Source organism: Anaeropeptidivorans aminofermentans (assembly GCF_940670685.1).
GTDB classification, from domain to species: domain Bacteria; phylum Bacillota; class Clostridia; order Lachnospirales; family UBA5962; genus Anaeropeptidivorans; species Anaeropeptidivorans aminofermentans.
In genome coordinates this window covers 3,469,781-3,489,674 of sequence record NZ_OW711693.1, presented here as the reverse complement: position 1 = coordinate 3,489,674, position 19,894 = coordinate 3,469,781, and the positions used below count along the sequence as shown (strand labels likewise).

Annotated in this window: 17 protein-coding genes and 1 tRNA gene; 13 read left to right on the top strand and 5 right to left on the bottom strand. The window is 38.6% G+C overall.

Going from position 1 to position 19,894, the window contains the following annotated elements:
- Window positions 1-275 precede the first annotated feature (275 nt).
- The 3 genes from NBX03_RS14750 to NBX03_RS14740 form a co-directional block, all read right to left on the bottom strand.
- A complete protein-coding gene (locus tag NBX03_RS14750) occupies window positions 276-1,367 on the bottom strand; it encodes an ABC transporter substrate-binding protein (RefSeq protein WP_250228531.1) in 1,092 nt (363 codons plus the stop codon).
- 447 nt (window positions 1,368-1,814) lie between these two features.
- The gene (locus tag NBX03_RS14745; RefSeq protein ID WP_250228530.1) at window positions 1,815-2,579 is read right to left on the bottom strand and encodes an ABC transporter ATP-binding protein; all 765 of its coding nucleotides are present in this window, start codon (window positions 2,577-2,579) and stop codon (window positions 1,815-1,817) included.
- A gap of 3 nt (window positions 2,580-2,582) precedes the next feature.
- On the bottom strand, window positions 2,583-3,674 hold the full coding sequence (locus tag NBX03_RS14740) for a FecCD family ABC transporter permease (RefSeq protein WP_250228529.1): 1,092 nt from the start codon (window positions 3,672-3,674) through the stop codon (window positions 2,583-2,585).
- A 537-nt stretch (window positions 3,675-4,211) separates the two neighbouring features.
- Here NBX03_RS14740 and NBX03_RS14735 point away from each other — a divergent pair.
- From NBX03_RS14735 to NBX03_RS14720, 4 genes are all read left to right on the top strand, one after another.
- Complete coding sequence (locus NBX03_RS14735) at window positions 4,212-5,027, top strand: AraC family transcriptional regulator (RefSeq protein WP_250228528.1); 816 nt, start codon at window positions 4,212-4,214, stop codon at window positions 5,025-5,027.
- Between the two features lie 333 nt (window positions 5,028-5,360).
- On the top strand, window positions 5,361-6,065 hold the full coding sequence (locus NBX03_RS14730) for an alpha/beta hydrolase (protein ID WP_250228527.1): 705 nt from the start codon (window positions 5,361-5,363) through the stop codon (window positions 6,063-6,065).
- A gap of 17 nt (window positions 6,066-6,082) precedes the next feature.
- Window positions 6,083-6,382 (top strand): DUF6506 family protein, encoded by a 300-nt coding sequence (locus NBX03_RS14725; RefSeq protein WP_250228526.1) that lies wholly within the window; start codon window positions 6,083-6,085, stop codon window positions 6,380-6,382.
- A 248-nt stretch (window positions 6,383-6,630) separates the two neighbouring features.
- Window positions 6,631-7,197 (top strand): flavodoxin family protein, encoded by a 567-nt coding sequence (locus NBX03_RS14720; protein WP_250228525.1) that lies wholly within the window; start codon window positions 6,631-6,633, stop codon window positions 7,195-7,197.
- A gap of 508 nt (window positions 7,198-7,705) precedes the next feature.
- On the opposite strand, the gene NBX03_RS14715 is transcribed toward NBX03_RS14720, so the two are convergent.
- The gene (locus NBX03_RS14715) at window positions 7,706-9,583 is read right to left on the bottom strand and encodes an APC family permease (RefSeq protein WP_250228524.1); all 1,878 of its coding nucleotides are present in this window, start codon (window positions 9,581-9,583) and stop codon (window positions 7,706-7,708) included.
- Window positions 9,584-9,978: 395 nt separating this feature from the next.
- Here NBX03_RS14715 and NBX03_RS14710 point away from each other — a divergent pair.
- The 8 genes from NBX03_RS14710 (at window position 9,979) to NBX03_RS14675 (ending at window position 17,816) form a co-directional block, all read left to right on the top strand.
- Window positions 9,979-10,062 (top strand) — tRNA-Leu (locus NBX03_RS14710).
- 983 nt (window positions 10,063-11,045) lie between these two features.
- On the top strand, window positions 11,046-11,378 hold the full coding sequence (locus NBX03_RS14705) for a DUF4491 family protein (protein ID WP_250228523.1): 333 nt from the start codon (window positions 11,046-11,048) through the stop codon (window positions 11,376-11,378).
- The gene (locus NBX03_RS14700) at window positions 11,368-11,736 is read left to right on the top strand and encodes a YbaN family protein (RefSeq protein WP_250228522.1); all 369 of its coding nucleotides are present in this window, start codon (window positions 11,368-11,370) and stop codon (window positions 11,734-11,736) included. Before NBX03_RS14705 ends, NBX03_RS14700 begins: the two co-directional genes overlap by 11 nt.
- A gap of 49 nt (window positions 11,737-11,785) precedes the next feature.
- On the top strand, window positions 11,786-12,466 hold the full coding sequence (locus NBX03_RS14695) for a hypothetical protein (RefSeq protein WP_250228521.1): 681 nt from the start codon (window positions 11,786-11,788) through the stop codon (window positions 12,464-12,466).
- Window positions 12,467-12,527: 61 nt separating this feature from the next.
- Entirely contained in the window at window positions 12,528-14,042 is a 1,515-nt protein-coding gene (locus tag NBX03_RS14690) for a catalase (RefSeq protein ID WP_250228520.1), read from the top strand.
- Between the two features lie 25 nt (window positions 14,043-14,067).
- On the top strand, window positions 14,068-14,469 hold the full coding sequence (locus tag NBX03_RS14685; protein WP_250228519.1) for a Fur family transcriptional regulator: 402 nt from the start codon (window positions 14,068-14,070) through the stop codon (window positions 14,467-14,469).
- Between the two features lie 858 nt (window positions 14,470-15,327).
- Window positions 15,328-16,422, top strand: coding sequence for an ATPase (locus NBX03_RS14680; RefSeq protein WP_250228518.1), 1,095 nt, complete (start codon window positions 15,328-15,330; stop codon window positions 16,420-16,422).
- A gap of 2 nt (window positions 16,423-16,424) precedes the next feature.
- Window positions 16,425-17,816: a hypothetical protein gene (locus NBX03_RS14675; protein WP_250228517.1), complete on the top strand. Its 1,392-nt coding sequence runs from the start codon at window positions 16,425-16,427 to the stop codon at window positions 17,814-17,816.
- A gap of 378 nt (window positions 17,817-18,194) precedes the next feature.
- Here the strand turns inward: NBX03_RS14675 and NBX03_RS14670 are convergent, their stop codons facing one another.
- On the bottom strand, window positions 18,195-18,545 hold the full coding sequence (locus NBX03_RS14670) for a helix-turn-helix domain-containing protein (RefSeq protein WP_250228516.1): 351 nt from the start codon (window positions 18,543-18,545) through the stop codon (window positions 18,195-18,197).
- Between the two features lie 183 nt (window positions 18,546-18,728).
- Here NBX03_RS14670 and NBX03_RS14665 point away from each other — a divergent pair, with 183 nt between their 5' ends.
- Window positions 18,729-19,640 (top strand): GGDEF domain-containing protein, encoded by a 912-nt coding sequence (locus tag NBX03_RS14665; protein WP_250228515.1) that lies wholly within the window; start codon window positions 18,729-18,731, stop codon window positions 19,638-19,640.
- Window positions 19,641-19,894 lie beyond the last annotated feature (254 nt).

The window sequence follows — 19,894 nt, the reverse complement described above, 5'->3', positions numbered from 1 at the left end:
TTTATAGTAAATTTAAAGTTCAACAATAGCAAAACCGTATATTCCCACAGGTTCAAAAATGTACTGTTTCCGAAGGAAATCCGTGTTTTTGAGCCTGGTGGGAATAGGCTTTTGCTATTTCTTTATATAAAATTTACTTTAGTTTTAAATTTATAATAGTTAATAAATAAGTTTGTATCTTTGTTAATTATAAAAAGCAATATCCCGTGGGATATTGCTTTTTAATATAGTAAATAGAGGTAAAATGAAGACGATAAGTAAATTAATTGAAAATCTTATTCAAATATATCAGGATAAACGGCCTTTGCTATTTTTTCCATTGCATCAAATGTTCTGAAGCCGTAGCCCATAAGCTCAGTATATTCTACAGTTGCGATTCTTTTGTTGGCTATGGCTGAAACGCTTGATATGGTTTCGTTTGCAAGCATATCCTCTATAGCTGTTTTATCTGTTTCAGCGTTATTATTTGCTGTTACGTAAATAATAACATCGGGATTTAACGCAATCAGGTTTTCTGCGCTTAAAGTACCGCCCTTTTCAGCCACATTAACGGCGTTCATATCTTCAAGCATTTTTGTCTGAAGGGAAGCATTCTGCCCGAATACGCTGAATTCGCCGCCTACATATTTAACCATAAACATTACCTTTGCAGGGTCACCTTCTATGGCAGAGGTCTTTTCTTTAATGGTATCCAGTCTCTTCTGAAGAGAGTCGGCAAATTCATTTGCTTTATCCTGAATGTCAAATATTTTTCCTACGTTTCTAACGTCTAAAATAATATTATCTAATGTCTGCTTAATATTCATTAAGCTTGCTTCCTGAACATAGGTATTGATTCCCATTTCGTTAAGGGCCCCAATAATTCCGTATCTTTCGTCTGTAAAGGACATCGCCCTGCCGATTACAAAATCAGGGTCGGCACCGATAACGACTTCCTTGGCAACCTGTCCTTTTTCCGCTATGGCAGGTATTTTATCGTAGGCCTCCTGAAGCTCAGGCAGAACGTCGTTATCAATATCACCGGTTCCTATCACAAATTCCTCAAGGCCAAGGGCTAAAAGAAGCTCTGTAGAAGCCTGATTGTTTGTAACTGCTTTTTTAGGGGATTCATTAAATACCTGCTCATGTTCAAGGCCTTCCTGATCGTGAACGGTAATAGAGAAAGGATATACGGTTGCATTTTCCTTAGCTTCTTCGGAAGGGGCTGGGTTTTCTGAAGGGGTTTCAGTCTTTTCTTCGGAAGCCTTTTCGGAAGGAGCTTCTGCCGCAGGAGAAGACACAGGAACCTCATTGCTTTTTGATCCGCAGCCGCTTAAAAGGCTTACAGAAAGTGCTAAAGCTATCATTGGTGTTACAATATGTTTCATATGGACTCCTTTCAAATAAAAGCATTTATAATAAAAATTTAGTATATATAAAAGCTATCAATAAATCGACATAGCTTAAATACCGTTAAAAATTATTCAGGGCTAACGCACAAGCGATTAGATTTATAGAAATTAAGTTTTATGCCTTAGCCGATGTTTAGACCAATAGGATACTTAAGAATCCTATGGAATTTCAGTATTCATATGAATTAGTGCCGCCTATTCCATGAGGTAATGGGAATTTTAGGGATTGCTTTATAGGCGTTAAAATCCTTCTGGCTCATCTATAGTAAATTGCTCATAAGGAAGTAACAAAGGCCTATTACTCTATGGACTCAAAAGTGCGGCTTTCCTTCAAAAACGATACATTTTTGAGCCAAAGTGAATATACAGTTTTATTATAGTTTCACTTGAAGTTTACTTACATTATTCCTAGGAAAACACCATTTAGTCCTGATAATAGCTTACAGAAAGCATATTGGTACGGGGATTTCTGCTTATATCGCATTTTACGCCGTAAACTTCATAGACCATTTCAGGGGTGATGATTTCTTCGGGCTTTCCGTGGCCTGCAATAAGGCCGTCCTTTAAAATATAAATACTGTCACAATATTGGGACGCAAGAGAAAGGTCGTGGAGAGCCGAAAGAACACATATATTAAGCCCCTTTATGACGCTTAAAATCTGCAGCTGATATTTTATATCAAGGTGGTTTGTAGGCTCGTCTAAAATCAGGATTTCAGGTGATTGGGCAAGGGCCCTTGCCAAGACGATACGCTGTTTTTCGCCGCCGGAAAGGGAAGCGAAGCTTCTGTCGGCGTAATGCTCCATTCCTACTTTTTTAAGGGCGTCTTCTGCCATAAAGTAATCTTCTTTTGTTTCCATTTCAAGCATATTTTTATGGGGAGTTCGGCCCATGAGAACAATTTCTATTACTTTAAAATCAAAGTCAATATGATTGAACTGGCCTACTACGGCCATTTTCTTTGAAATTTTCTTAGGGCTTAATGTGCCCATGGGAATTCCGTCCATTAAAACAGTTCCATGGCTTGGCTTAATGGCTTGATAAACGGCTCTTAGCAATGTGGATTTTCCGCTTCCGTTGGGGCCTAAAAGCCCTACGAAGCTTTTTTTCTCCGCCACAAGGGAAATGCCTTTTACAATTTCTTTTTTAGCAAGCTCAACTTTTAAATCTTCTATTTTTAAATCCATAATTTACCCCTTAAAACCGTAATTTTTCCTGATGAGAATGTATACGAAGAAGGGCGCGCCTACTAAAGAGGTCACGATACCGATGGAAAGCTCTCCTCCCGGAATCGCTATCCTGGCATAAGCGTCTGCCCATATCATAAACAATCCCCCAAGCAGTATGCAAAAAGGCATGAGCCTCCTATGGTCTGTTCCCACAATGGAGCGGCTGATATGAGGGATAATAAGGCCCACAAAGCCGATAATGCCGCATACGCTTACTAAAACGCCGATTAAAAATGCCGTAATCGTCATATAAAGCTTCCGATAGAAATTAAGGTTTATGCCTAAGGTAATGGCGGCTTCGTCTCCGATGAGCATTGTATTTAAGATACGAGGCTGAAAAAGGAAGAATAAACAGCAGATTAAAACCACCGCCGACGGAAAAGGCAGAGTTTCCCATTTAGCTGCCGCAAGAGAACCCATGGTCCAGAATTTCACTGTTTGTATGCCTTCGGCATTGCTTGCAACAGAAATTATGTAATTGGACAAGGAACCGCAAAGGGCATTGATAACCGTACCTGAAAGCACAAGCTTTGAAGATGACGGTTTTCCTCCCATGGAAGAAAGCATTAAAACCGCGGCTGTAGCCCCGATGGCTCCTAAGAAGGCCCAAAAAGCAATCCCGCCTGAAGGGAAAAGCCCTATGGCTCCCACGCCGAGCATAATGGAGAAGGTTGCTCCTAAGGTTGCTCCTGATGAGATACCGAGGATATAAGGCTCCGCAAGAGGATTTTGAACGGAGGCCTGCATAATTGCCCCGCTTAAGGCAAGGCCCGCCCCTGTTATAAGGCCCAGAAGCACTCTGGGAAAGCGAATCTGCCATACGATGTTAAAATTGGCCCCTTGGCTTAAAAAAGCTGTATCCCCTGTGCTTATGCCAAAAAGATTATGAAGTATTATTTTATATACGGAACTTGCCGGTATTTTCATTGCCCCTATGGACATAGACAATATCAGGGAAATAAGTAATATGATTACAAGCAATAATATGGTTATTTTAAATTTGCGGTTTTCTTTATGTACTGCTTTAAATGAAGCAGGGGTATGATCATTCATATTTATCCGTCCTTATAGTGTTAAGTCGAACTAACTTAAACAGTATAGAATTAAATATTGAAAAAGGGAATAAACGAAAATTGAAACATGTACTATTATTAAAATTGATATCATAGAGCGAAATGTGGTATGATATAAATGTCTTTATAAAAGGGCTGGATTTAATAGGAATATCCTTGCATAATCATATAAAATAGGCATAGGACCTAAACGTTAGAAAGTAAAGATGCATTTTTCATAATTAACATTTGTTTTCAGAAATTGATGTTATTTAAAATAAAAAAGGAAAATATAAACTAAATACACAAATGCGGGAAGCACATTACAATATTCATACAAAGAAAATGAAAAGATACAGTAAATTTCTTATAAAGCAGTAACAAAAGCCGATTCATCAGAGACTTAAAAATACAGATTTCCTTCGGAAACGGTACATTTTCGAGTTTCCATGAATATACGGTTTTGTTACTGTTTAATGCTAAATTTACTATACAATCATAGGCAGCAAATCGCAGTTAGTTTCAGGAGGTAAAAGTCATGCCGAAGGATATTAATTTAAGCCTTATGGCGGAAGAATATGCAAATTATCCCTTTGAGGTAGGAAATATAATATTATTTACAAGAGACCTGAAAGAGGGTTTCCAAAAATACCAAACCCTTTATTCCGCTTTTATATTTACCGTGGAAGGTAGAGCAGAGATAACCCTTGACGATGAAGTGTTCATAGCAGAAGAGGGAAAGGTAATCCATGCCTGTGCCAATAAATCGATTTCCTTTAAACCCCTTGACAATAAGGAGTATACGCATATTAACGTATATTACAGGCCCTTTAAAACGGAGCACAGAAGAAGCAATTATATGAATTCCGCCTTTGAGGTTTCCATAGGCGACAATGAAAATATAAAAAAGCATTTAAAGAAGCTTCTTATTATATCAAACAGGCCCGAGGCCCAATCGAGATTTAGAAAAAAAGCCATTTTTCTTTCAATTATCGACGAGATTTTCGCCTGCTTACTGTGCAGAAGCAGAAACAGTGAAAGGGATATGGTTCAGGAAAGCGTAGAATATATGATAAATAATTATAAAGAACCGATTACCCTTAAAAGCTTGAGTGAAAGGTTTGGAAAGAGCGAGCAGCAATTTTCTTATATTTTTTATAAACATATGGGGATACGGCCTATTAATTACCTGATAGAGCATCGTATGGAAATGGCCATGCAGTTTTTGACGGTGGAGAGCTTAAGCGTAAAGGAAACGGCGGAAAGAGTAGGCTACCAGGACCCTTTTTATTTCAGCAGGCTTTTTAAAAAGCATATGGGAAAATCCCCAAGGGATATTAAAAAGCTTTTTTAAAATCAGCCGGCTTGAAAGAAGACCAGACAGAAGGCTATAATTTTTCGGTAAGGACATTTTATACTGAATAAGTTTTTTAGAATATGAATATAAAAGGCTCTAAAACTCAGGACAAGCGCATGAAAAAATATGTACAAATCCCTTTCTTTAGCGCAGTGGGCTTTAATCGTTTTGGCTGGATTTAACCCGGCCAAAACGTAAAAGTATCCAAGGTTTCAAAGGAACCTTGGATGCTTTTCGAAGTAAATTCGCAGAAATGTCATTTTTGCGGCAGGATAAACGATTCATGCGTTTGTCCTGCTAATAAAACTATTTTACATTTAAGGAGAAAAAATGGATATATATACTGTTTGCGGAAGAGAAATTTTCGTGCTTCTTCCCCCGGAATATCATAAGGACGAATGCCTGCCTGTATTATACTTTCATGACGGGAAGGATACGGCGCCTCTTTTGGAAAAGGCGGAACATAAGCTTTACGGAGAAGGAAGGCTTAAAAGGCATATTACGGTTGCTTTATCAACAAGTGACCGCCTTAAGGACCTAACGCCATGGCCAGGAAAGGCCATTTCTCATAAATTTAAGGATTTCGGCGGCGGTGGAGATGCTTATATTGCTTATATTGAAAATAATCTTATTCCCTTTATAAATGAGAAATACGCCACAAGAAAGGAAGCGTCGGAGGTTTCTATAGGAGGCGTTTCCCTTGGAGGAATTATGAGTATCTATGCCCTTTATAAAAGTAATCTATTTGGGAATGCATTGTGTATTTCCGGCTCCTTCTGGTATTATGACTTTATAGAATTTTTAAAATCAAATTCCCCTAAAAATAAGAATGCGAAAATCATACTAATTTCAGGAAAAGACGAAGGAAAAGGAAAGCCGGAACCTTTAGATAAGACCACCCAATACGCCGAAGAAGCGGCAGAAATATTAAAAGGAAAAACAAATCATCCCGTTAATCTCTTATGGGACGAAGGGGGCCATCACCACAACAGACAAAACCGTATTGAAGAAGGCCTTTTAAGGCTTTACAAATAATAAAGGAGGCATATTTAATGAAGAAAAAATTTGCACACATTTTAATGAGCCCGGCTTATAATACGGAAATCCATAAGGCCGTATTTGAGACTGAGACAAAGGACACTTATATTTTTACGGTAAATAGCTTTGATGAAGCCAAAGAGCTTGTTCTTAAGCTTAAAGAGGATGGTTTTGGCGTAATAGAGCTTTGCGGTGCCTTTGGTGAGGAAAGAACAAGAGCCTATAAGGAGAGTACAGACGGACAAGTAGGCTTTGGCTATGTTGTAAACCTGCCGGAGCAAGACGGCATTATCAAAGAGTTTTTCGGGCATTAAAATAAAAATAATTCCCGTTAAACAGGAAGCTATAGAAAGTTCAGGCAGTGGGCTCTGTATTGAATGCCCTTTCTGTCTAAGAACGCAGTATCCCCGAAATAATAGATTTTTATATGATTTTAAGGGTACTTTATTAACTCAAATTATTTACATAATCTTTTAGGAGCATAATTTATATTACTTGCAGGCAATGGTTGCAACCATTGCCTAAGCTATATTTATGATGAAAAATAATATGGGGGAAAATAATGAATGTAGCGGTAATTTGGTCAAGTCCTAACACAGATGGGCTTACGGCTTCTGCCAAGGAAAAGTTTCTATCCGGCATCAAGAAAAAAGATGGAAAAATTACAGAAATACATTTGAATAGAAAAAAGATTGAACATTGCCGTGCTTGCGGGAATGGCTGGGGAATTTGCCGTTCAAAAGGGCTTTGTGTTTTAAAGGACGATTTTGAAGAAATATATCAGCAGTTGGCGGAAGCAGACGGCGTTGTTTTTGTATCTGCCGTATACTGGCATGATATAACAGAATGTATGAAAGCCTTCATTGACCGGCTTCGCAGATGCGAAACGAGACATAATAAATTTCTTGCGGGAAAACGCTGTTTTCTGATTGCTTGTGCCGGAGGTACCGGATTAGGAGCAGTTGAGTGCTTACACAACATGGAAGAGGCATTGAAACATATGGGAATGAGAGCCTATGACCGCATACCGGTAACCCGTTTCAATAAAGACTATATCTTCCAGGCGCTGGAGCAGGCAGGAGAAATTTATACAACAAGGCTTGAAGAAGGCTTTGATATGCAGTATTAATAGCCTTAATTCAATTATAGTAAATTTCAAATGAAACAGGAATAAAAATCGTATATATTGAATGGCTTAAACATAGGGATTCTATATATTTAAGTCGTTTATGAAAAATAGATTTTTATTGCATCCTTCTATGAAATTTACTATAAAGACAATTTCACTATGTTTCCGAAGAAAATCCATTTTTTATACTGCGCGAACTTGAAAAAGGATACAGGCGTAAGCCTGCAAATATTTTTTAAGTGAGCATTTTCTTATGGTTATCAAATTTGTTTTTTGTTTGGTAACGCTGAATCCGTAGTGAATCGGCTTTTGTTACTTCTTTATAAGAAATTTATTATATATAACAAGAGCAATATATATTTTAAATTAAAGACAGCAAAAACTACAATTTATATTAAATAAACTAAAAACGATACAGCCTTAGGCTGTATCGTTTTTAAATGAGTGCCGTTACCAAACTTATCTTTAAGCTTTGTAACGGTGAATAGGTTATAAAGTTTTTAAATATTTAAACCTTCCCCGATTTCTTATAGATGTAATGAACCATTAAGGTTGCCACATAATTAAAGGATTTAAGGCGTCTTTCAATGAAATAGGTTGTTTGATTGTGAAGAATCTTATCTACAAAATGGTTTTCCACAAATTTAACCAGCACTACCGTAAGAAAGCCGTTATGAGGAAGCTCATTATGCCATTGTTCGATGTAATCGGCAATAGGGGGAATAATATCCCTGTAAGGGGCTTCGATAATTACGAGAGGAAAGCCGAAACCGGACTTTTTCCAGAGCTCCTGAAATTTTGCCTTGTCCTCATCACTGGTTGCAATATGCACTGCCGTTACGTTGGCACTTAGGGCGTTTGCATAGTTAATGGCTTTTATAAAGGGCCTTGAAAAGGAGGAGCCAAGCACGATAAAAGGTCTTTGGTTTGTGCTTGTACAGGGCTTATAAAGGGATTTTGCTTCTTCCGGTTCAAGCCTTATATCATCATACACGGCCTTATAATGCTTATGAATGCTATACATTATAATTGAAATCATGGGTATTGCGATACCAAGCATCCAGGCGCCGCTTGAAAACTTGGTTACAAATACGATGACCATACCCACAAAGCTCATGATAGAGCCGATGATGTTAATCAGCATTTTACGCTTCCAGCCGTTTCCTTTTATTTTGAACCATTTGGCCACCATGCCTGTCTGGGCAAGGGTAAAGGAAAGGAAAACACCTACGGAATACAAAGGGATAAGGTGGTGGGTATCGGCTTGAAAAAATATAATAAGCCCTCCGGCCACAAAATATATAAATAATATTCCGTTTGAAAAGCTGAGCTTTCTTCCCCTTTGTGAAAACTGATGGGGCATGTAATTATCAAAAGCAAGCAAGGCTAATAAATTAGGAAGCCCGTTATATGCCGTATTGGCAGCTAAAAGCAAGATAAGGGAGGTTGCAAACTGAAGCAGATAAAACATAGGGCCGCTTCCGAATATGGCCATACCCATTTGGGAGATAACCGTGTGGCCTTCTAGCGGAATAACATGAAGCCTTGACGCAAGAAGCACGGAGCCGCCGAAAATAAATATGATGATGCAAACAAGCACATATAAAACATGCTTTGCGGTTTTTTGGGCAGGGTCTTTAAAAGAGGGCACGGCATTGCTTACTGCTTCTATGCCCGTAAGGGCGGAACAGCCTGAAGAAAATGCCTTAAGCAAAAGCAGTATAAGCAAAGATTCGGATAAGCCCCCATTAAAATCAGGAACGCCTGTGTATTTTATAGGGTCAAGAGTACCGGTTATAAACCTTATAAAGCCCGTGATGATTAAAATCATCATTATAACAATAAAACCATAGGTAGGTGCGCCGAATATCTTGGCAGATTCCCTGACGCCCCTTAAATTCATTAATGTAACGATAGATAAAAAAGCAATAGCTATTATAACCCTGTATTCCCAAAGAGAGGGAAAAGCAGCTAAAAATGCCGCCGTGGCAGAAGATAAACTTACGGCAACCGTCATAATATAGTCTACAATCAGTGCAGAGGCCGCAAAAAGGGAGGCGCCTTTCCCCAGATTTTCGCTGGAAACCACATAAGAGCCGCCGCCGTTTGGATAATGGTCAATTATCTGAGAATAAGAAAAGGCCAAAATCAGGAGCAAAATTATTATGGGCAGTGCTACAACATCAAGATAGCCAATAGCACCAAGCCCTAAAACGGGAACAAGCACCAAAAGTATCTCTTCAAGGGCGTAAGCCACAGAAGAAACAGCATCTGATGCCATAATGGGAAGACCCCAGGGAAGATTCAGCTTTTCCCCCGCTATTTCCGCATTTACGAGAGCCCTTCCAAGGAGAAGATCGATAAAATGCGTCTTTTTATTTTTCATTTTAATCATACCTCTTTATAAACAGATTCGTATTGGCGCCTTTAGCCTGCTGTATTATACTTACTAAAGGAAAGATATTCTTGCCAAATTGCCTTTTCGTAATTTTAGGCCCTACGGAGGCTTAAAATCACAGAAAAACTGAAATTGACTGAAAATAATTTTCCATATAGATAGCATGTAGCCAAAGGCATAAAGATATTCAAAATCTAAAGAAAATAAATGCAATATACAGCTCTGCATACTGTATAGGACAGAATTATACTCCTTGCTTGATAAAAACTCAATAGTATTTAAAAATGTTAAAATTATTAATACTTTTAAAATATCTTGACAATAAAAAATACCAGTGGTATAATAATTTTCGTTGCTATAGAAACATAGCTTCAATACGCTAAGCCCGAGTGGCGGAACTGGCAGACGCACAGGACTTAAAATCCTGCGATAGCAATATCGTACCGGTTCGATTCCGGTCTCGGGCATAAGGAAGAATCAAGGTTTATAAACCTTGATTCTTTTTTTCTTTCTGAAAAAGTATGAATTTAGATAATAGGTAAATCCTCTTACGGATACGCTGTATAGCAAATTTACTTTTCTTCCGCAGTAAGTAACGGGCTGGAAGAAGGCATAAAATCAAGGAAAAGCAAATTTGCAGCACTGCTGTTTTATATTTATTTAAGTATAAACCGGCTTGGATTAAAAGTAATCTAAATTTTACTCTCTAAACAAAAGTTCTTGCCTCATTCTATTATTCTTTTGACATATCCTGAAAACAAAAAATCATAGGCTTATAGTGAATTTCTTATAAGGAAGGAGGAATAACTGATTTATAGTTAATTTAATATGAAATAATATCCTTGTCAATTAAAACAGGAAAAATCCTGCGGCTCGAAGATAGAATCTAAAAAGACATCCGAACGCATAAAGTGCGATTTTTACAAAGTAAATTTTTTTGCTTTTCTCTTAGCTATAGTAAATAAATTTAAAAAATCAAGCTTATCTGCTATAGGAATAAATACTTATTAAAATTAAAAATCAAAAAGTCATTTTAGATACCCGTCTTAATCCAGATATTTACTTCGGAATAAAAGCAACTTGACGATACGAAAGGATAAAATAGAGATTTGTTTATAAATATGGATTTATCTGTATAAATTTTGGCAGGTATCCTCTAAGCTCACAGGGCATATTCAAGACACAGCGACCCTGTTCTCTTGGTTTGTGCCTTTTTATACGATTTAAAAATATGGATTTTCACAGGAAACGCTGCGTTTTTGAGCCTATGTGTATACGGGTTTATTTCTTTCCATTTTAAGTTTACTATAGCACAGAAAGAACCATAAGGCCTCTATAGGGCTGATTATTTTGTAAAGTTTTGTCCTTATTTAAAGAATAATATTGACATAAAAGAATAAAATATGATACATTATTAGTAATAAGTCTTAATAAGATAAAGGAGGAGTTTATGTATTGGTCGGGAATCATTATTGGTGGAATCAGCTTTCTTGTAATAGGTATTTTTCACCCTATTGTTATAAAGTGTGAATATTATTTTACTTATAAAATATGGCCTTTGTTTCTGGTGGGCGGTCTGGGATTTTGCGGGGCTTCCCTTTTTGCGGAAGGAAGCATTGTTTCGCCTACCCTTGCTATTATTGGTTTTGCCATGCTATGGTCTATTCTTGAGCTTAAGCATCAGGATGAACGGGTAAAGAAAGGCTGGTTTCCCGAGAACCCTAAAAGAACTTCTAAAAAAGCCTTAAAAACAATACATAGGAGGAGAATCCATGGGTATTAAAAACATATTGCTTTGCGGTGTGGGGTTTCTTCTTCTTGGAATGGGCGCAATCGGTTTAGTTCTTCCCCTTTGGCCGACGACCCCTTTTGTATTGGCGGCGGCAGGCTGCTTTGCTTCTACCCCCAGGATCTATGAGAAGGTAATAAAGATTCCCTTTTTCAATGAATATATCAGAAATTATAAAGACCGAAAGGGCTTAAAACCCGAAACCGTCATTATCAGCTTAACTTCTCTTTGGGGAATGCTTTTGCTTTCCGCATTCCATATTCAGAAGTCTTGGGTATTAATTATTTTAGCCGTCGTAGGCATATCCGTAACCACCCATATTTTATGGATTGCCAAGGTAAGAAATAAATAGCCTTCTACAGAGAAAAGCTTTAAGGCTCTATTAAGAAAGGAAGAAAGAAATGCAAAACACGATAGAAAGCAACGAAAAAAGAGGCAGAAAGAGCTTCTTTGGTTACATAGAGGTCGTATTTAATATTGTTTATTTAATCAGTGCGTTTATGATGGGCATGTATATTTTTTCTAAAGGAGGGGAAACATTTTATTTCCTTGCCGGGGCCATGGCGATGCTTTTAGCCATAGGGGACGCTTTTCATTTGATTCCCCGTATTGCGGCAGTAATGGCAGGGCGCTCTGAAAAAATTGAAAGGCTTCTGGGATTTGGTAAACTGATTACGTCTATTACCATGACGGTGTTTTATGTACTTTTATGGCATATCGGTATCGGCAGGTTTCAAGGCCAAAGGGAACAATGGACTTTGCTTATTTATGCCTTTGCCGCTATCCGTATTTTTCTTTGCCTATTGCCTCAAAATGGCTGGTATGAAAAGGAACCGTCTTTGAAATGGGCTGTGATTCGAAATATTCCCTTTGTGTTTTTAGGCCTTGCAGTAATACTTTTATTTGGGCTAAACGGGGGAAGCTTTAAGGAACTAAGATATCTATGGCTTGCGGCTTTATTTAGCTTTATCTTTTATATCCCTGTGGTTATTTGGGCAGGAAAGTATCCGAAAATCGGCATGCTGATGATTCCTAAAACCTGTATGTATCTGTGGATACTGTTGATGCTTATGTCTGTTTAGCCGAAAGGAATGAATCCTTTCGTTATAATAGAAAAATAAATTTATTGAAGGAGGAAGAGAAATGGAAAACTATAAGAAATTGACCAATGAAGTTGGGGCTCCGGTTGCAGATAATGAAAATTCCATTACCGCAGGACCAAGGGGACCAGTGGTTATGCAGGACGTATGGCTTATGGAAAAGATGGCACACTTCAACCGTGAAGTTATTCCCGAACGCCGTATGCATGCGAAGGGCTGGGGGGCCTACGGAAAATTTACGGTGACCCATGACATTTCAAAATATACCAAGGCCAAGGTTTTACAGCCGGGAAAAGAAACAGAGCTTTTTCTCCGTTTTTCTACAGTTGCCGGCGAAAGAGGCGCGGCAGACTGTGAAAGAGATATCCGCGGCGTAGCCGTAAAATTCTATACGGAAGAAGGCAACTGGGATTTAGTAGGAAACAATACGCCGACGTTTTTTATTCGCGACGTACATAATTTTTCAGATTTGAATCGTGCCGTTAAAAGAGATCCCCGTACAGGCCGCCGGTCAGCTCAGAATAATTGGGATTTTTGGACTTTGCTTCCCGAATGCCATCATCAGATTACCATTGTTATGAGTGATAGAGGCATACCTGCATCCTTTAGAAATATGCATTTCTTCGGCGAGCATACATTCTCTCTTTATAATGAGGAAAATGAGCGTGTATGGTGTAAATTCCACTTTAAAACCCAGCAGGGTATTAAGAATTTAACCAATGAAGAAGCCACTCATATTAACGGAATGGACCGTGAATATCACGGCAAGGACCTTTTTGAAGCCATTGAAGAAGGAAACTTCCCTCGCTGGACCATGTATATTCAGGTGATGACAGAAGAGCAGGCCAAAAATCACTATGAGAATCCCTTTGACATTACGAAGATTTGGCGGCATGCAGAGTTTCCGCTGATTGAAGTAGGCGTTTTAGAGCTGAACCGTAACCCTGAAAACTATTTTGCAGAAGTAGAACAGGCAGCATTTACACCGGCTCACGTAGTTCCCGGTATCGGTTTTTCACCGGACCGCTTCCTTCAGGGCAGGCTTTTTTCCTACGGCGACGCACAGCGCTACCGCCTTGGAGTAAATCACAACCATATTCCCGTAAATCAGGCAAAATGCCAGGTAAATGAATACCATAGAGACGGCGCCATGCGTGTAGACGGAAATTACGGCGGTGCCCCGGCGTATTCGCCAAACAGCGGCGGCTATTGGACGGCACAGCCGGAAGTAGCAGAGCCGGAGCTTCCGCTTGACGGCGCAATGTGGCGGTACGACCCGAAGGATGACCCTACAGACGATTGCTTCCGTGCCGGCGGGGATTTATGGCGTGTACTTACAGAAGATAAGAAAAAGCTCCTCATTGAAAACACTGCGGCGGATATTGCCCCTGTTACAGATAATGTGAAATACCGCCATGCAGTACATTGCTATTTAGCCGATACGGAATACGGCGAGCGTGTTACAGAAGCAATGGGTCTTTCCATAGATAAGGTAAAGGAGCTTTCTAAGCTTAATCACAGAGAGCTTGCGGAAGCTACTCTGAAGGATAATATGTAATTACGAACTTTTGGGAGTGAGCACTATGAAACAACGGCGCAATACGAAGCAAAGGGAAATGATTTTAGACACCGTGCATAAACGCAAAGACCATCCCAGCGCCGATGATGTCTATTTGGATATCCGCAGCGAAAATCCCAGGGTAAGCAGGGGAACCGTATATAGAAACTTAAACATTTTAACTGACGAAGGTGCGGTAAACCATGTTAAAATACCCGGCGCGGACCGGTTTGATTATCGCTTGGAGCCGCATTATCACCTTCTTTGCACCGAATGCGGAAAGGTTATTGATGTAGAGATACCGTATCGTGCAGAGCTTGACCATGCCCTGAAAGAACAGACAGGATATGAAATCAAACAGCACAGTACTCTTTTTGAAGGCATCTGCCCTGATTGCCGTTCAAAAAAAGAAAGGGATACAAAATAAGGAACTCAAATTTAGTCAGGTATTTTCATAAGTCATACTTGAATTAAAGTAAAATAGCAGCGTTGTAAATTTGCTTTTCCTTGATTTTATGCCTTCTTGGAGCCCATTACTGACTGCGGAAGAAAAGCAAATTTACTATATAGCAAAAAACAGGCTTATGAAGTCTATAAAAGGATATCCAGAGAATAAAAATACGGAGCAAAGAAAGCATCACTCCATAGATTCAACATGAATCCTGTATCAAAAGAATAGCAGGAATAACAAAATATAAAGATTGGGAAAGTATAAAGAGAAATTTAATTTTCCAAAGGTCTCAAAACCGGCTTGCATATTATATGCAAGCCGGTTTTGCATATATAGTAAATTTAAAGGTAAACAGGAGCAAAGCCGTATATCGTTTGAATTCATATGAAATAGCAGCATTGTCCATTTGCTTTTCTCTTATTTTATGTCCCCTAAAGCCAAATGCTTATAAAGGTATAAAAGCGAATGGACTATACGAGGATATGCGTTTTATAATGAAATTGTCTTATGGTTATCAAACTTATTTTGTGTTTGGTAACGATGAAGCCCTAGTGAATAGGTTTTGCTCCTTCTTTATAAGAAATTTACTGTAAGCTATCAGGTTTTATAGTATAGTCACTTTGCTTTTAGCCCGATTGTATCACCATAAAATAAATTGATAGCAGTCTTTTTTAAAGTATCTCTGCTATAAATAAACTAAAAAAGGCCGAGTTTATTTACTATAGACTTAATAAGTACAGGCGTTGTTTTTTTAAATCCAGTTAGGAAAATTTGTACCGTTTTGGGGCCTCTCTCAGTATATTAAAGCATACACAATTATGAAGGAGGCCGGCTATGGCAAGACATATGTTTTTTGGCGGAAATACGCCAGATGGATTTTACAGCTGTTTCGGTAATATTCTTTTTCCAGATGAGGCAAGAAAAATAATCTATTTAAAGGGTTCTTCCGGCGGAGGCAAAAGCACGCTAATGAGAAAAGTCGGAAAGATTTTTGAGGATAAGGGCTATTTGGTGGATTATATCCACTGTTCCAATAATGTAGCGGACCTTGACGGTATTTGTATAAGGGATTTGGGCATAAGCCTTATAGACGGAACTGCACCCCATATATGTGATCCGTTAATGCCCGGCGCTATTGATGAAATATTTAATTCGGGAGATTTCATTGACAAAAGCTATGTGGAAAAAAGGGCAAAAGAGCTTTTGAAATTACAAGCAGAGAAAAAGCCCTATTATGAAAAGGCCTACAGATACCTTAAGGCAGCCTATGAGATATATCTCAATAACAGCCATATGAGAAAACAGGCTCTTGATACTGTAAAGCTTGAAAGGGCCATAGAGAAGGAATCTGAATTTCTAAGAGAAAAAGAAATAGCCGAAAAGCCCGGCAGGTTCAGAAAAATGTTCTCAGGCGCAATTACGCCCCAAGGCAATGTAAATTATATTGATACCCTTATAAAGGGCCTTGATATTATTGTCCTAAAGGGAAATGACGGTATGGGAACAGATATCTTTCTTGAAAAAATAAAAGATATGGCCATTAGCAGAGGATATTATGTTGAAGGTTTATTTTGCTCCCTTAATGTTGAAAAGCTGGATCATTTAATCCTTCCGGAGCTTAATATTTGCTATACGACGGTAAATGACTACCACGCCACATCGCTTACAAAAGAGAGGGAAATTGACTTTTATGAATTTGTTGATAGCGCATTCTTAAATGAATATAAAGATGAAATGGCCTATAACAGTAAAATGGCAAGCGAGCTTATGGAAAGAGCCATGAACATGATGGCTGGGCAGAAGGTGATTCATGACAATATTGAGAGTATCTATATTAAAAGCATGGATTTTGACGGCCTTAACAGGGCTTCCGAAAGTATTACAGATCGGCTTTTAAAGCTGATTCCTGATGAAGAATGCGAGGTGTAAATATGGAAATAGCATTAACGGCCATGCATTACACCTATATTCTTGGCATCATTGCCATTATAGGCTTTATGGTATGTAAGAAAGACACAGCTATGGTTTGCATTATCGGCATATTTGCCGTGGGCATGGCGGCCACATCATCTATTTATGTTTCCATAGGAGGCGTATTCAATAGCTTTATTGTAGCCATTGGAGAGCTTGCGGGAACCATACTCATCATATCCGTTATCACTGCTTTATGTAAGCTTCTTGAAATTACAGGCATTAACGAAAGAATGGTTTCACCGATTGCAAAGCTTATTAAAAGTCCGGCGACGGCTTATTGGGTAATCGGAATTGTTATGTTTGCAGTTTCCATATTCTTCTGGCCTTCGCCGGCAGTTGCTCTTATCGGCGCTGTATTCCTGCCGGTTGCCCTTAAAGCTAAGCTTCCGGCCATAGGGGCCGCCGTCGCTATGAATTTATTCGGTCATGGCATTGCCCTATCAGGAGACTTTGTAATTCAGGGGGCTCCTAAGCTTACTGCCGACGGAGCGGGAATCGAGGTTTCGGAGCAAATTGCCGCAAGCATACCTTTAGTAATCGTTATGGGTGCGGTTACTACGGTTATGGCTTATATTTTCTTAATGAAAGATATGAAAACGGGAAAAATTGCAGTAGACGAATCTGATTTTACCGTAGAAGAAAAGAAGCGGGATTTTCTCCTTCCTGAAAAACTTACAAAGCTATTTTCTATTATGGTGCCTGTATGCTTCGGATTGGATGTTTTTATTATGTTTACGGCAAACCTTCAGGGAGGAGACGCCACGGCATTAATCGGAGGAACGGCGCTTTTTCTGCTTATTGTAATTGCCGTATTTGCATTTAAAGGAAAGTCTTTTGATAAAATAACTGAAAATATTGTGGAAGGATTTACATTTGCCTTTAGGGTTTTCGGCCCGGTTATTCCCATTGCCGCCTTTTTTTATTTGGGAGACAGTGCCCTTGGGACTGTGTTTGGAGAAGGCGCAATTCCCGAAGGCTCTTCCGGCCTTGTAAATGATATTGGTATTGCCCTTTCTTATATGGTGCCTGTAAATAAAAGCGTTTCAGCGGCTACGACAACCTTAGTCGGGATTATCACCGGTTTAGATGGCTCCGGCTTTTCAGGCATAAATCTTGCAGGCTCCGTAGCTAAAATATTTTCCGTGGCTTTAGGATACGGTGCGGCTACTTTGTCCGCCTTGGGGCAAATCGGCGCCATATGGGTCGGCGGCGGAACGGTTATTCCGTGGGCGGTAATTCCCGTTGCGGCTATATGCGGCGTAGACCCTATAGAGCTTGCCGGCAGGAATATTAAGCCTGTGGCAATCGGTCTTGTTGTTACGACGATTGTTGCGATATTTTTGATTTAAGAAATATTTATACAGATATTTAAAAAATCGCAGTCATTTTATGATTGCGGTTTTTATTAATATCAAAAAGTGATTTATTTAGAGAACAGGGCTAGGTGGTTTAAAGATGCCCCCGCGAACTTAAGAAGCAGCGGGTCAGGATTATGTAGATAATCCCTATTTGCACGTTAAATCTATATTTGTTGCTGCTAAAGTAAAAATATGGTATAAGGCTGTTCCTCTTACCAAACTTAAAAATAGGTTTAGTAACGACAAGAAGATGCCCATTTAAAAAGATTTACAAGCTTAAGCTTGTAAATCTTTTTTCAAGTTCGCGTAGTATAAATTAAAACCTTTTCATGAACTTTCAGCATATTTTAGGAATCGATGGCAGTTATTTTACTTATTTGTTCCCAGCCTATACCTTAGGGTTTTCTTGATGTGCTTTACAGTATCTGCAATGAAACGTGTTTCCTGCTCGTTGCAGTCTGCAAGCTCCTGTAGGATTTCATTGTCATAAATGGGCTTTGTTTTGGTTACATTATCACATAATATTTCATCGGCAGAGCTATCCAGGGCATTTGCTATTTTAACTAAAGTCTGTAAAGATAGTTTTGTAGAGCCGGTTTCAATATTGCTTATGTGCTGATTGCTTAGCTCTGTTAATTCTGCAAGCTTTTCCTGGGTTAACCCCCCTTTTAGCCTGATCGAGCGGATTCTCTGTCCAATAGCCCGGTAATCAAGTATCATATGTAGCCTCCCTTTATAACTGCCACAGAAATATTGTATTATTTGCAATTAACCGTTATAATATATTGAATAAGTAATATTACTTATACAGTTGATTAAACTGTATAAATATATTTATATAGCAGCCAATACATTTTTGTAATCCCATTATTAATAATGACCAATATAAAAGGGGGTTATACCATGAATACAGAAAGCACAAATAAGAATTCCTCAAATAATCTGTTTGAGACTTATTGCTGTGCTTATAATGAGTTGGAATGCGGAATATTAATATACGATGAAAACCATCATATTGTTTTTGCTAACGACAAATTATTTAAGTATTTGGGTATTGGCGAGAAAAATATATACGGCGATAATAGCCTAAAAGAAATATTAGATATTGATATAGACAGCATTTTGGATAAAGTGCTTGAAGGGCGTATGGAGGAAAGAGGCATTGAGATAAGAATACAAAGGGGGGCGGACTTGAAATGCTTTTTAATAACCGGCAAGCTCCTTCATATGAATTCAAGTGCTTATGTTATACTTACTATAGTAGATACAACGCCTTATAAAGCCAAAGAAGAAAACCTTCTTTGCCGATTAGAACTTGATTTAGCCACAAAGGCGCTGAATAAATATGGCCTGTTTAAATATATGCATATGCTGATAAACGCCAAGGACCCTAAGCCCTTTACCATATGTATGCTGGATTTTGACGACTTTAAAAAGATTAACGACAGCTACGGCCATCTAACGGGAGACGACGTGTTAAAAATATTTGCCGACACATCCCGAAAGAATATCAGAAACAGCGATATATTCGGCAGATACGGAGGGGAGGAATTTGTTTTTGTCTTCTCCAATATAGGCACCGATAAAAGCGCCAAGATTATCGAGCGGATACAAAATGAGGTAAAAGGTCATTTTTTAAATATATTCCCTGATGCGGTTTCCTTCAGTGTGGGAATGCTTTATGTAGACCCTGCAAAGGAAGCAAGACTGAACTCTAAAGAGCTTATATGTGAGGCGGATAAGCTTCTTTATAAAGCGAAAGACAGAGGAAAAAACAGAATCGTAACCCCTGTAAAGGAATATCTTTTTATATAAGGCTGTTTGTTAAAATATTTCTTTAAGCTTAATTCAATAGAGTTTTAATTTTAAGATATAAAAAGGGGCGCTTATTTAAGCGCCCCTCTGCTTTTAATGCAAAAAATCACAAACTTAGAATAGTAAATTTAATGTGAAACAGTAACAAAACCGTATATTCCTTGAATTCATATGGAGTAGCAGCATGTCAATTTGCTTTTCTCTTATTTTATGTCCCCTAAAACCAAATGCTTATAATAGTATAAAAGCAAATT